Source organism: Capsulimonas sp., from assembly GCF_039929585.1.
In the GTDB taxonomy this organism is placed as follows: domain Bacteria; phylum Armatimonadota; class Armatimonadia; order Armatimonadales; family Capsulimonadaceae; genus Capsulimonas.
Genome location: NZ_JBDSQY010000247.1, coordinates 1 through 14,770, shown reverse-complemented (window position 1 = coordinate 14,770; position 14,770 = coordinate 1). Strand labels below are relative to the sequence as shown.

The following is a 14,770-nucleotide window of genomic DNA, read 5'->3' as shown; positions in this document are numbered from 1 at the left end:
GGTTTGCTGGCCGACGGCGCGCTGCGCGCCGACGGCGGGCGAGGGACGTTTGTTGGGAACGCCGGCGACGCCGCCCGGGCCGATCAAACGCCAAAGTCCGTTGCTCCCCGCATGATCGCTTTGATTTACGATCAATCGTTCAACCCGACGGATCTCGGCGCGCAGTCGATCCCTCGCGCAATCTATCATAAGTTTTTGGCGGAAGAAGCCAACTGCCGATTGCTCACGTTCGACACACATGGCGACACTCCGGAGCGGATCGTGGAGCTGGAAGCCCACGCGCTCGACGCCGTGGAAGCCGAGGGCGTCGCCGGGGTCATCATCTGGCACAGCGGCGGCGAAACCACGCTGCCACAAATCCGGCGGATTATGGACCGTGGCGTCCCTGTCATTTTCATGGATCGCTATCCGGCCGCGCTTGACTGCGACTTTGTAGGCGTGGATGATGAATGCAGCGGCCAGGAAGCCACGGAGTATCTGCTGAGCCTGGGGCACCGACGTATTGCATTTCTCGCGCCACTGGAAAACATCACGACGATCGACCAGCGTTTCTCCGGATACAAGCGCGCCCTGAATATGGCCGGCATCGTGCCGGCTTCAGAGCTCATTTGCCGCCCGCCGTACACGCTCAGCTTGAATATCGTCACGTTGAAGGAACAGCTTCAGCTCGCCGCCGCGTCACTGGCCGCTCTGGAGGAGCCGCCCACGGCGGTGTTCGCCGTCAACGATTTGCTCGCCCACTATTACGTTGCGGCCGCAAAAGAGATCGGACTCTCCGTTCCACAAGATATCAGCGTCATTGGTTTCGACGATATGGATCGCTATTCGCCCTCACCGCAGTTCCTAACAACGATGCGCCAGCCCTTTGAAATTATGGGCGAGCGCACCGCGGAGCTGCTGCTCAAACGACTGATGGCGCCGGAACAGCGCACCTATCAGCACATTCTGCTGCCGACCAAGCTCATCGTCCGTCAGTCATGTCGCTCTCGGTAAGATCGCTTGGCGTTACAGTCAACAATCGTGAATTCCTTGAATTCTCAATCCTGAGAATAGATCAAGAAAATGAAGGAATAGCGACTAGACACTCTAAATTTGATGAATTATAATGAGTGCAACAAACCCTAGAATTATATACATATTACAATATAGTATATGTGAAAGTTATTATTGAATTAAGTATGAATAATTATCAATAATGACAAGAGGATAGATCAATAAATCGAAGGGATTGAGACTAGACTTAGAGCGATCACTGCTATATAATAAATACATGAGGAACGCGCCTCTGTATCTTATTCGTCCAAGCGGCGTATTTAGTTTCATTTCGTTACATTGAGGAATACTATGAACATCCGAAAAGGCTTTACTCTTATCGAACTTCTCGTTGTTATCGCAATTATTGCGATACTTGCCGCGATTCTCTTCCCTGTCTTCGCTAAAGCGCGGGAGAAGGCCCGCCAGATCTCGTGTTTGAGCAACGAAAAACAGCTCGGACTCAGCTTCCTGCAGTACGTGCAGGACAACGACGAGCGGCTGCCCGCGGCCTGGGACGCCAACCGCTCACCCCGCATAAACTGGGGACAAGAGATCTTCCCTTATGTGAAGAGCCTCCAGGTGTTCGTCTGCCCATCCAACTCCAAAGTGCTTAATGTCAACGGCGGGTTGATGGGGCAGAGCGATGGCCAGGACCCAAAAATCCCGGCTTCTTACGCCATGAACGCTGACCTTGGCTTCTTGAACGGCGGCCAGCCGAACTACTCGCCGTATCATGGCATTGCGGGAATCGACAAGCCGGCCTCCAAGATCATGATCTCGGAATCGCAGGCCGGCGACGCTCACACGCACTGGCCAGACTGGTGGTCCTGCGGCGGAGCCGTCTGCGACGCCTCCAACGCGACTAGCGCCAGCATGTACAACGCGATGTTCGCCGGCCATGTGGGGCGGGTCAATGTCGTTTACTGTGATGGTCACGCCAAATCCATGAAGCCCGTCGATCTCGTCACGCCGCTCAGCCAGTTCGGCCAGGTCGATCCCTACAGCGCTTACGCCAATGGCGATACGAACTGCAAGATCAACCCGACCGACCCCGCACAGGGCGGAGATGCGATCAACTGCGATACGCCTAACCCAAGCGCGGTCGCCGCGATGGCTGCTCTGAGCCAGAAGTACAACTAAATCTGCTGACGGTTTAGGGACTAAGAGTGGACGGCGACTTTCGACGAGAGTCGCCGTCTCTCTTTTTGAGTCGGTGAAATGTTTTACGAGATCGCTGGGAAATGAAATATACGAAACTCCGCGCTGCCGCCGTCATCTGCGCCCTGCTAGGGCTCCTTTTTGACGCTAAGGTTTATGCGGCGCAAACGCTGCCGGGAGTTGCCGGGGATGGTGTTACAGACGATACGACCGCATTGCAAACCGCGCTGGATGCGGCAGGCAAAAGCGGGACGGACGTTTCCCTGGAGGCAGGCCAGTATCTGATCAAGGGCAGTCTGAAGGTGCCGCCGGGCGTCGCGCTTCGAGGAACCTGGGAAACGCCGCATCATGGCGCCTGGGATCACGGGACGACGCTGCTGCTCACCGGCGGGCGCGGGCAGGAGAATGGTCCCGCCGCAATCACGCTTCAGCAAAGCAGCTCATTGACAGGCGTCACGATGGTCTGGCCGGAAGAAACGGCCGACAACATCGTTCCGTACCCTTGGGCCATCCATGGCTACGGGATGCACAACACGGTTGAGAACGTCACGCTGGTCAATGCCTACCAGGGCATCAAGATCGGTCAGCCGTCGAGCGAGCTGCATTTGATCCGAAATGTGTTCGGGTGCGTACTGCGGCGCGGCGTTTTTATCGATTCCACCACGGATATCGGCCGGATCGAGAACGTTCACTTCAACACACACTACTGGATGCGCAGCGGATACCCTTCGATCCAGCTGGCGAAAGGCGATACCGGCAGATATGTGACCGGCTTTACCGAGAAAAATTTGGAAGCGTTTATTTTCGGACGCTCGGACTGGGAATATGTGTTGAACACCTTTGTCTGGGGCGCGAAGATAGGCTATCGGTTTATCAAGACCCCAGAAGGCTCGTGTAACGGGCAGTTTATGGGAATCGGCGCGGACGCCTGCGCCATCGGCGTGCTGGTGGATCATCTTCAGGGCATCGGCATTCAGGTAACAAACGGCGAGTTCACGGCGTTTGTCGGTGAACCCAACGCTGGGATCGTCATTTCGCCCACGGCGACCGGCGCGGCGCAGTTCGTCAACTGCAACTTCTGGACGACGCCCGGCGGCGCCATCCAGGTCCACGGCAATACGCAAGTCACGATCAACGCCTGCCATTTCGCCGAAGGGGCGAAGGGCGGCGTCATCCAAGCCGATAAGGGCCACCTGATCGTCAGCAGCAACAGCTTTGCCGCCACGGGAAAATCTGTATCCCTAAAGCCGGGAGTGCGCTCGGCGATTGTCACCGCCAACTCGCAGCCCGGGGGCTTGGTGGTGGAGAACAAGATCGGCGCCTATGCCCAGATCGCGCTGAACGAAATCGCCTACCAATTTCCGGAGTCGCTGACGGCGCACTATCGGATCAACATTGGCGCCAGCGGCGATGAAGAGTTTCTCGGCGACGGATGGGGCGGCGGCGAGGACGCGGACAGCGATCCGCCCAGCATTCGCTCACAGTTCAAAACGGCGCGCTGGACGACCGGCGACGCCTCGCTCCGACTCCCCGTGAAGCCGGGCGCGGCCTACACGCTGACGGTCTGGCTTCTGACACGCGGCAACACACCCATACAAACACTCCTGGCGGCGGGAGTTAAGAAGGCGGCGTCGGTCGGCAAAGTCGAAAAGCTCGTTCTGCAAATTCCGGCTTCGGCCACCAAGGGGCGCAGCGCCCTTGACGTCAAAATCGCGGGGAAGGCATGGTCGCCATCGAAGGTCATCCCCGGCAGCAATGACGCCCGCCTGCTTGGCGCTCGGGTCTTCGGTGTGGAGATGAAATCTACTGGCGGACCGGCGGCGGCCAAGGTGGTTAATGAGTAGTAATCCTGTGGGGCGGAGGGGCCGAACACCTACACATCATAAATTGCAATAAATGCACGTTAAAGGCAGATAAGATCATGGTTAAGATACGTACTCTCATCGGAGCGCTCTCGCTGCCGCTGGCGGCGGCGAGCCTGGCTTCGGCGGCTCCGGTAAACTCGTTTGAGCCGGCGACCGGCTCGATTGTCGACAAGCGATGGCAGTCCGGCCTGCCGCTGGGCGGAATCGGCGTCGGCAAGATTGAATTGATGACGGATGGCTCGTTCGGCAACTTCACGAACCAGCACAACTGGGATCGCCCGTATGCCTGGGCAAAAGGCGCGTTCGCCGCCGTCCGCGTTAAGAGCGCCGGTGGGCAGCCGGTCGCCCGAATGCTCCGTCTCAAGAGCGATGGCGAGTATGCCGGCGTCCAGAACGTTGCGCACACCAAAATGCAAGGCTGGTTTCCCCGCGCACAGCTCGACTACACCGACCCGGATCTGCCGATCAAGGTGCGCCTGAATGCATTTTCGCCATTAATTCCGCACAACGCCAAGGATTCTGGCCTGCCCATCGCATGCCTCGACTATGTTCTGACTAATCCCACGAATAAATCCGTCAGCGCGACAATCGCGTTGGCTTGGCCGAACCTGCTGGGGTGGGGCGGCAAGGGCGGCGTCACCTGGGAAGATTTGAGCGGAAACGCGCAAAGCGTGGCGACCGTTGGACAGCTCACGGGCCTGCGCTATACGACCACGCAGAAGTACGACGATCAGCGGCAGAATGTGCTGGGAGAAGACTTCGTGAGCGTTCGTAAGGACGCCGGCGTGGATGTCTCAACCTGTACGGCCTGGGACGCCGGCGCAGGGACGCCTTCCTTCTGGAGCGACTTCGCGGCCTCGGGCACGCTTCCCGCATCGATTCCAGGAGCAGCCCCACAGCCCGCCGGCGCGGTCGCTGCCACCGTGACGCTCGCTCCCGGCGAGATGCGCACCCTGCACTACTATGTTGTGTGGGCAATGCCCAATATGCTGATGGTCAACCCCATCAAAAACTACACGGGAACGTACGACGAAGCGCCGGCTCGTATTCCCAGCCTGACGGATACGAATTCCGAGCGCTGGACGACCCAGCGCGGCATGCATACCGGGGACAGTCTGATCGTCGATCTCGGCAAGACGCTCACACCGACGGAGCTGATTTTGAAGAGCGGCGAAGGCGCATCGCCCAGCGACTATCCGCGCGGCCTGAAAGTCGAAGTCTCGAACGACAAGGACGCCTGGACGACCGTGGCGGAAAAGACCAAGGAAGAGATGTTCGAGTCACTCGCCAAAGTCGCGTTGACCCCGACCGCCGGACGCTATGTGCGCCTGACGAACCTTGGCGACGACGGTCTCTTCTGGAGTATCTATGGGATGGGCGTTCGCGTCAAAGAGCAGGACGCCGTGCTCGACCCAACAAACGTGACGGCGCGCATGCCGCACGCCGATCTGACGATCGACAACACGCAGGCCGGGCATTTCTGGCAGAACTATTGGAGCGACGGCCTCAAAATCGCCGACTACGCCGATAAGAACACCGATCGCCTGCTCAAAGAGACAAAGGCCTGGCAGGATCCCGTCCTGAAATCGAACATCCCATTCTGGCTGAAGCTCAAGCTCATCAACTGCGCTTTCCCGATGTTCTCCAACACCGTCCTGACCAAAAAGGGCGAGTTCAGCGTGCTGGAAAGCCCGATCGAGATGGGCGGAGCGCTGGGAACGATGGATCAGCGGATGGCGTCGCACGCCTTTATGACCGCCTTCTTCCCCGAACTGGACCGAGCGGAGCTGGAGCAGTTCGCCGCATGCCAGATGCCCGATGGCCGCATTACGCACTTCGACGGTAATGTCCATGTGGCGATGGTGACGCCGCATGTCAATTACGGCATCACGGATTGGCCGGACCTGTCGACATCCTGGGTGAGCCAGGCGGTGAAGCTCTATCGATGGACCGGGGACAAGTCGTTTTTAGAGCGCACGCGCCCACATATCCAGAACGCCATGGAGTGGCTGCGCAAGGACGGTGAAGACTATGAATTCATCCCCGCCGGCGGCAGCACCTACGATTATGAGACGCTTCCACGGGGCCAGTTCATCTACTCGGCCTCATGCTATCTTGGCGCGCTGCGCGCCGCCTCGGCTGTCTCCGCTCCCGCAGAGGCCGTCAAGTACAATAAGACGTTTGGCAAAGTACAAGCCTCCGTCATGAAGAACCTCTGGACAGGGACATATTTCCGCAAGTGGAAGCAGCCGTCCACGGGGCGCACGGTCGACGATAGTTTTATCGCTAATCTGGCTGGCGACTGGATGACGCGCATTTCCGGCTTGCCGACGACGCTGGATGACAAGATCGTCCACCAGAGCATCGCGCAGACTATGGCGCGGCACCAGAAGCCGTTCTTCCCGATGCCGCCGATGCAGGTGACGACCGAAGGGAAGATCACTACGGCGTCTTGTTATTCGCTTCAGCACGAGCCGTATCTCGGCTGCGAGGCGATCTACGATAACTATGTGGACGATGGTCTGGAAACCATTCGCCGCCTGTACTTCTCCATTTGGGAGGAGAACAACAGCCCATGGGATCAGTCACTTTGCTACGATGCTTCGAGTGGGCGCAAGGGTGGGCTGCCGACGTACATGACCTGTCCAACGACGTGGTTCGTACTGAACGCGCTCGGCGGAACATCGATCGATGTTCCCAACGGCCGACTGTATGTCTCGCCCCGGCTTGCGTCGGCGCAGACCGAAATGCATATCCCTGTCTATCTGTCGCGCTTCTGGGGAACGCTGGACTACGTCCCGGCCAAGAACAAGCTGACGCTTACCATCAGCAAAGTCTTCGGCGCGAACGCCGAGCTGCAGAACGCGCTCTACCATCTGCCGGGCGCCAAGGGGGATTCGGCGCCGGAAACGGTGACGATCCGCTCCGTGGCGGCCGATGGCGACGCTCAGCCGATCACGCTCGCCACGCCGTTCACGGTCAAGGAAGGCGCAGTATTGGATCTCTCGTCGCAGATCGGTCGTCTCGCCATCCCGAAGCGCACTGACATCGTCAATTTCGAAGTGCGGGCGCCGCTCAACCGGCCCGGACTGCCGGCGACAAAATGGACGGTCACGGACAATCTGCACGACAACCCGCAGCTGGCGTCGATCATCGGTCAGGACGCGCTGGACGGCAACCCGGAATCCCGCTGGACGACCGGGCGCGGACTTCAGGCGGGAGACGCCTTCACGCTGGACATGGGCGCGGCGCAAAAGGTTGCAAGGCTCGTGCTGGACGACTCTCAGTTTCCCGGCGACTTCCCGCAGGGGTACAAGGTTGAGGCGAGCAAGGACGGAAACGCCTGGTCGACTGTCGCTGAGGCGACGCCGGAAGCCACGGTCGCCGCAGTCAAGGGCGGCGTTCTGACGATCGGCTTCACTCCGGTCGAGGCGCGCTTCTTCCGTGTCACAAGCACCGGCGAACATAGCCTCTGGTGGTCTGTCGCGGAAATCGCTGCGTATGCCCAGTAGGGCTTGAGAAGCTCTCCGTATCACATTGTTTGGAAATAAGTTATGAACGTTTACGATAACTCGCAAAATACCGGCGTCCTCACCGATGCGCCTCCCGCCGAACAAACGGCGATTTACTGGGACAGCACGCGCCCGGAAGCCGAGCGGATCGCCGATCTGCTTGGCCGCATGACTCTGCTGGAAAAGGCGCGTCAGCTCGATCTCTACATGGGCGAGCACTTCGTCGATCGAATGCGCAATCATACGATGATGGCGCTGGACGCCAAGTTCGACGAAGCGTCGGCGGAGACGCTGCTGGGGGACGCCGGGGTCGGGGCCATCCATGATCTTTACCCTCCCACCTCGGAAATTCCCAACGCCGTACAAGACTGGATCCGCAAAAACTCCCGTCTTGGCATTCCCGTGCTATTCGCTGAAGAGGCGCTGCACGGCCTGTGTTCGCCCGGCAATACTTCGTTTCCGCAGTCTATTGGCCTGGCGTCCACCTGGAACCCGGCGTTGATTGAAAGAGTGGGGGCGGTGGTCGGCGCGGAAATGCGGGCGTCCAATATCCACTTCGCCTTTGGCCCCGTCTTCGATGTGGCGCGTGATCCGCGCTGGGGACGCACGGAGGAGACTTACGGCGAAGACCCGCATCTGGTCGCCCGGATCGGTGTCGCCTTTATCAAAGGGATGCAGGGCGAGACGCTTGCGAGCGACCATACCGCCGCCGCCGAGCCCAAGCATTTCGCGGGGCATGGCGCGCCGGAAGGCGGACGCAACACGGCGCCGCTGCATGCCGGACCGCGCGAGATGGCCGAGACCATGCTGCCGCCCTTTGAGGCGGCGATCCGTGAATGTGGCGTGCTTGGGATCATGTGCGCCTACCACGAGATCGATGGCGTGCCCTGCGCGGCGAACGGCGACCTTCTCACGGGCATCCTGCGCGACCAATGGGGATTCGAGGGGATGGTGCTTTCGGACCTGGGCGCTATTCGCTTGCTGCTGGAGCGCCATCGCGTAGCGGTCGACCCCGCCGACGCGGTCCGGCAGGCGCTCACCGCCGGCATGGACATGCAGTATTACGATTTCGATCACGACGTCTTCGAAGCCGCGATCATCGACGGCGTCGAAAGCGGCGCGCTGCCCATCGAAGTTGTCGATCAGGCCGTGTCCCGCGTGCTGCGCCTCAAATTTCGTCTTGGCTTGTTTGAAAACCCGATGATCGATACGGCGTTAGCCTCTCGTGTGAAGCTGAGCGCGGAGCACCGCGCGGTCAACTTGCAGGCGGCGCGCGAATCGATCTGCCTGCTGAAGAACGACAGCGCCCTTTTGCCGCTGCGCAAGGATCTGCCCCGCATTGCCGTGCTTGGCCCGAACGCCGCGCACGCGCGGTCGGGAGACTATTCCAGCAGCGGCGGAGGAGAGGCGATTTCGCTGCTCGCCGGCGTCCAATCCGCCGTCTCGCCGAGTACGGAAGTGCTGTTCGCGGACGGAACCGGCGCCTCCACCAGCGCTTCGGCTCTCCCGGAGCGCTGGCTGAACCACGACGGCGGGGTGGGACTGCGCGCCGAGCTCTTCGTGAATGCGAACATGGACGCAGAGCCGCTGGTGCGTCGCATTGATCCCACGATCGATTTCAACTGGGTGGCCGCGCTTCCTGCAGCGGGCATTCCCGTGGATGGTTTCTCCGTTCGCTGGTCCGGCGTCCTGACCCCCGATGTCACGGCCGACGGCTATTTCAGTATTCCGCCGCAGGACATCATGCGTGTCTGGCTTGACGATGACCTGATCCTCAACAGCTGGGAGCCGGGCGCCGCTCTCCAAAAACCGATCTCTCTGGAGGCTGGGCGCTCCTACGCACTCACCGTCGAATACCGAAAGATGAGCGGCGGCGCCAGCGTTCGCGTCGGCTGGGCGCGGAAGGCGGGCGATCTGGAAGCGGCGGTGGCGCTCGCCGCCGACGCTGATGTCGCGATCATCGCCCTCGGCGAGCCTCCCGGCATCTCCGGCGAAGGCATGGACCGCTCGAATATCGATCTGCCCGAAGATCAAATGCAGCTTCTCAAAGCTGTCCACGCGACCGGAACACCAGTCGTCGTTGTCCTGATGAATGGCCGGCCGCTGACGATCAACTGGGCCGCCGAAAATATCCTTTCCATCGTGGAAGCCTGGTATCCGTCGGAAGTCGGCGGCGTGGCGCTCGCGGAAGTACTGTTTGGCGACTACAACCCCGCTGGCCGTCTCCCGGTCACGTTCCCGAAATCCCTTGGCCAGCTGCCGCTGACCTACGACCACAAGCACAGCACCGAAGCGCGCTATGTCGATCTCGACTGGCGTCCGCTGTTCCCCTTCGGACACGGTCTCAGCTACACGCAATTTGCATACACGAACCTCACCGTCGAGCCGGAAGAAACCGCCGCGACAAAGTTCACGGTCTCGGTCACGGTGACAAACACTGGCGACCGCGACGGCGACGAAGTCGTCCAGCTCTACCTGCGCGACGTTGTCGCCAGCGTCACCACTCCGGTTCGCCTGCTCAAAGCATTTGAACGTATCCACTTGAAAACCGGCGAGCAGCGAACCCTATCGTTCTCTCTGGGGCACCGCGAACTATCGCTGATCGATCGCCATCTGAACCGGGTGGTGGAGCCGGGCGAGTTCGATGTCTACGTCGGCGGCAGCTCGGACGCGACGCTTGCGGCTCGGTTCCGGATTGTGGATTGATATATCGCCTTGGGTCTTGTCTGACGAAATTAGGATACGCGCCATTGGGAGGTATAAAGAATGAATATCCCCCAAAGAGCATGTCAATTCGTTTGACGAGGAGCCAAGATGTGTATCGTACAGCCGCTGCGAACCGCCTTCCGTAGCTTGATCTTACTTGCCGTATGCTGCGTAATCTGCCTGCCTGCTTCCGCGGCAGTAATTGCTACGGAAAATAGCTCGGAGCGAACTGTACTCAAGCGTCTTTTCAAGCAGGCGAAGCAATCGATTTGTATTCGTTGCTCTCGTCTTGAAGATCCTGTGCTGCTTAGCTCTTTGCTGCGGGCAGGCAGGCGCGGTGTTGATGTCCGGGTGATTGCCGGAGTGATGACGCCGGATCTACAGCGCGCAGCTCGTCGGCATTCGCCGCATTTTGCCGTCCGTATGGCCGCCATTTCCGATAACGACCGAGAAAGCTCCCAAGCAATCGTAGATAAAGTAATCACGTGGTATGGAGGAGCAGATTGGTCGCCGAAAAAATGGCGAGCGAAATCTCAATATATTATTGATGGCGGATATCGCAACGGATTTCCAGGAACCATTAAATTCGAACGGCTTTGGCGGCGTAGTAAGCCTATCGCCAATCCACACTCGCTGGACTTTTCCGAGAAGGTGGTAAAATGAAAATATTATAGTTCGCAATAGCCGCCCATGAACGCAAAGCCATATCCATATCCGATCTCACTCTCTCTCGTCGGGATCGACGCCGCCCATGACATGGGATATACGGTTGATCGCCGCACGGGGAGCGATGAGTATCTCTTTGAGTTTTTCGACAGCCCCGTTACGCTGCTGGACAGCCGGGACCGCCGTCAATATTCCGGCGGAGTGTTTATCCTCTATGCGCCGGGGCAGCGCCAGTATTTCCGGGCGGATGGGGCGCTGACGCATACCTGGCTCCAGCTTTCGGGCGCGGGCGTCGCCGAGTGTATTGAGCGCTATCGGATCCCCGTCAATCAGGCGGTCGAAACCCCTCACCCCGATTTCCTCGCGTCGCTGCTGCGCGAAGCGCTCCAGCATCAAGCGCGCAAGCATCGGCACTGGGAAGACTCGGTGACGGAAGTTTGCCGCGCTATCTTCCGGCGTCTCTCCCGCGCGCTTTTTCAGACCGACTTAGTGGAGATTTCCCCTTACCAGCGGCATATGCTGGCGACGATGCAGGGCGTGCGCGCCCAGGTCTACAAAGACTTGCAGCGGCGCTGGACGGTGGAGGACATGGCGGCCATTGCGAGCATGAGCCCCCAGCGCTTCGCTGTGGCGTACCGGTCGTGTTTCGGCGCCGGCCCGATCGACGACCTCATCGACGTACGCCTGCGCCACACCGAGATGCTGCTGCGACATCTGCCCATCACCGTGGTTGAGGCCGCGCAGCATTTCGGCTTCAACACGGGATCGAATTTTCACGTCTTGTTTCGCGAGCGGATGGGGCGTTCTCCGCGAAAATCCGCCCAGGCTCGCGCCTTTCCCGCGATCTCCGGCTCCAGCGAGGACCTTTGGGAAAACACCAGGGCGGCGAAGAAGGTGGATCTTCTCTATATCCGTCCAGCCGGTCACTGGAGTTTCGATCAAGACGGATCCGCCGTGGAGGACGATCTTGGCAAGCACTCTCCGGCGGCTCTGTTTCACGGGGTGACCAAGGAAAAAGGCCGTTTGGGCGGCGGCGCCCTGTACTTTGACGGGACCGGGCACGCCGTGATCGCGGAAACCGTCATTGACACTTCGGGCAGTTATACCGTGTCCGCATGGCTGCGCCATGACAAACAAGGGCGTATGACGGCGATCAGCATCGGCAACCTTCACCACGGCGCATTCTATCTCCAGTATATCTCGCAGGAAGGCGGCTTTAAATTCGCCGTCACGGTTTCGGAGCGCGACCCCCTGGCGATCTTTGTCGCAAGCTCCGCGCCCAGCCGCGACGGCGAATGGCGCCATGTCACCGGGGTCCACGACGCCGAGAACTGCGAAATCCGGCTCTATATCGACGGCGTTTTGGACGGACGAACTCCCTATCACACACCCTGGCGCGCGGACCGCGCTACCTATTTAGGCGGATGCGAGGTTATGGACACCATTCGGGACCGCTGGACCGGCGCTATGGACGACCTGCGTGTTTACGACCGTGTGCTGTCCACCTCTGAGATCGAAACGCTCTATCACGGGGACGACGAGGAATTGTCGCGAGATCGGCGGGAGGAGTAATCCATGCGAATTATGGAGCCTCCAGGAACGATTGAAGTGCTGGAGATGGCGATCGACGCCATCCACGCCCGCGGCTTCGAGATGGATCCGTACAACGAAACCCCTTACTTTACGTTCTCGTATTATAACTGCCCCATCGTGCTCAGCGACTCGAGCGGCGTGCGTGAATGGCCCGCCGGCGTGAGCCTGGTGCATGCGCCCGACGACCGGCGGCTTGTGCGCGCGGAAAGCGCCGATCTTCTCAACACCTGGTTTCACTTCGACGGGCCGGGCGTGGCGGCGTGTTTGTCCGAGTACGAAATCCCCATCAACACGGTGATAGATTTGGGCGATCTCCCATTTTTGCGGCCGATTTTGGAAGAAGTACGCCAGGAGCGCGTCCAGCAGCCGCTTCACTGGCAGGACGCGGTGTCCGACTTGATCCGCCGGCTGTTCCGGGAGTTCGGCGCCCTGAAGTCGGATCTGGATAACTCCCTGACTCCGTCGCAGCGGACCCAGGAGCGCACGCTGCGCGATATTCGTATGCGGGTCCACGCCGATTTGGCTCATGAATGGACCGTAGCGGAGATGGCCTCTCAGGGAAATTGGCATCCCACATGGTTTGCGACTGTTTACACACGCCAGTTCGGCGTCAGTCCCATGAACGATCTGCTCAATGTACGACTGCGGCATGCGGAGGCGCTGCTGGTCCATCTCCCCATGACGGTCGGGCATATCGCCTCGACCTGCGGCTTCGCCAGCGTGGAGCATTTTAACCGTTTGTTTCGGAAACGCATGGGCTGCACGCCCAGCCAGATCCGAAAGCAGGGGAAACGATAGGAATATCAATTTTGCTATAGGGTATTGCTCGCGCGGCGAATTTATGTTATGATTGAGATTACGAATACATCCCACATTTTTGATTTCCATTCGGCGACGGATGGGTGGGAACGGGGTAAAATCCGTGTGTATTTCCTCATCTTAAGTTTCAGCAGCGGCTTTCGGGCCGCGTGAGAAAGATAAATTCGTTGCAAGAAAAACGGTGGGTATCGATCGCCTCCTCGATCAAAGGGGCGATTCGGCGCGGGGAGCTTCACGCCGGCGCTCGGATTGCGTCGGAGACGGAGATGGCGACCCAGTGGAATGTCAGCCCCATGACCGTGCATCGCGCGCTGACTGAGCTTCAGCGCGAAGGATGGGTCGTGCGCCGCCGCAAGATCGGCACCGTGGTCGCCGACCGATCCGCGATGCCCGCCACCAAGGTTGCCCTGATCTTCACGAACCATGCCGACCTGCCGCAGGGCGCCTACGCCGCCGGTATCGAAGAGAACCTAGGCGACGGTCTCCAGCTTGTGCCCCTCAGCACCCATGGCAGCGCGGTCGAGGAGGCGAAGTGTCTGGAGCGCGCGGTCGCCGAGTGCAGCGCGATCATCTGCTATCCGACCGGCGCGCCGGAAAACACGGCGCTGATGAAGAAGGCCGCCGCCGCCAAGCCGCTTCTGCTGATCGACTGCATGCCCGAAGGGATCGAAGCCGATGTCGTGATGACGGACAACTTTGGCTCCATGCTGATGGGCCTCCAGCATCTGCGCGCCCTTGGTCATACCCGCATCGCCTACTTCATGGAGTTCCCGCACTTAGTTTCCTCGGTGCGCGAGCGGTTCGCGGGTTACCAGCAGTTCATGAAGCAGGAGATCGGGGTGGACGATCCGGAGCGCTGGGTGCGGCGCTTTTCCTGCTCGATGTCCTGGGAGCAGTACTGCGGCCGCGTCGAAACCGTGCTCGCTGAGCTGCTGAGCGAGGATCAACCCATCACCGCGATCGCATGCCAGCAGGACGCGGTTATGGCGGCTCTCCTCGAAGCCTGCGTTCAGCTCGGCGTGTCCGTTCCTGAAGACTTGGCGATCCTCAGTTTTAACGACATGCCTCCACGGATGCAGCCGCTCGCACACAGCGTCCACCGCCTTGTCCAGCGTCCCATCGAAATGGGCGCCATGGTGGCGAAGCGCATCCAGCAGCGCCTGAACTCCCCCCAGATCGCTCCGCAGCAGATGCGCCTGATGACCGATCTTTATCCCGCCGTCGCGCATATCACGAGCGATACCGCGCGCCAGTTCCGCGCGGCGCGGCAGGCGCAGCAAAAAGAGACGCCATCTCCCCAATAGCTTCTTGACACGAATTTAACCCTATAGTATAATTGGGTTTGTTGCATATCGTTTTGCCGGCGATTGAAATCGCGCCTAGAAGTGCACGATGTGCCCCTCCGGGCACTCCAGA

The 14,770-nt window shown here is 59.8% G+C and carries 9 protein-coding genes; all 9 read left to right on the top strand.

Translation table 11 applies throughout. The annotated features are described in order from the left end of the window. Positions 1 to 993: substrate-binding domain-containing protein (locus ABIZ35_RS18795; RefSeq protein ID WP_348221455.1), on the top strand; the 993-nt coding region annotated here is incomplete at its 5' end. A gap of 351 nt (positions 994 to 1,344) precedes the next feature. After that, on the top strand, positions 1,345 to 2,175 hold the full coding sequence (locus ABIZ35_RS18790; RefSeq protein WP_348221454.1) for a DUF1559 domain-containing protein: 831 nt from the start codon (positions 1,345 to 1,347) through the stop codon (positions 2,173 to 2,175). A 101-nt stretch (positions 2,176 to 2,276) separates the two neighbouring features. Then, on the top strand, positions 2,277 to 4,037 hold the full coding sequence (locus ABIZ35_RS18785; protein WP_348221453.1) for a glycosyl hydrolase family 28-related protein: 1,761 nt from the start codon (positions 2,277 to 2,279) through the stop codon (positions 4,035 to 4,037). A 77-nt stretch (positions 4,038 to 4,114) separates the two neighbouring features. Next, on the top strand, positions 4,115 to 7,570 hold the full coding sequence (locus ABIZ35_RS18780) for a GH116 family glycosyl-hydrolase (RefSeq protein ID WP_348221452.1): 3,456 nt from the start codon (positions 4,115 to 4,117) through the stop codon (positions 7,568 to 7,570). 42 nt (positions 7,571 to 7,612) lie between these two features. Further along, positions 7,613 to 10,276 carry a glycoside hydrolase family 3 N-terminal domain-containing protein gene (locus tag ABIZ35_RS18775; RefSeq protein WP_348221451.1) on the top strand — a complete coding sequence of 888 codons (2,664 nt, stop codon included), beginning with the start codon at positions 7,613 to 7,615 and terminating at the stop codon, positions 10,274 to 10,276. Between the two features lie 108 nt (positions 10,277 to 10,384). After that, positions 10,385 to 10,939, top strand: a complete 555-nt coding sequence (locus tag ABIZ35_RS18770; protein WP_348221450.1) for a hypothetical protein — start codon at positions 10,385 to 10,387, stop codon at positions 10,937 to 10,939. A gap of 27 nt (positions 10,940 to 10,966) precedes the next feature. After that, entirely contained in the window at positions 10,967 to 12,514 is a 1,548-nt protein-coding gene (locus ABIZ35_RS18765) for a LamG-like jellyroll fold domain-containing protein (protein WP_348221449.1), read from the top strand. A gap of 3 nt (positions 12,515 to 12,517) precedes the next feature. Beyond that, positions 12,518 to 13,333 (top strand): AraC family transcriptional regulator, encoded by an 816-nt coding sequence (locus tag ABIZ35_RS18760; RefSeq protein ID WP_348221448.1) that lies wholly within the window; start codon positions 12,518 to 12,520, stop codon positions 13,331 to 13,333. A gap of 188 nt (positions 13,334 to 13,521) precedes the next feature. Then, positions 13,522 to 14,658, top strand: coding sequence for a GntR family transcriptional regulator (locus ABIZ35_RS18755; RefSeq protein WP_348221447.1), 1,137 nt, complete (start codon positions 13,522 to 13,524; stop codon positions 14,656 to 14,658). The last annotated feature ends 112 nt before the right edge of the window (positions 14,659 to 14,770 follow it).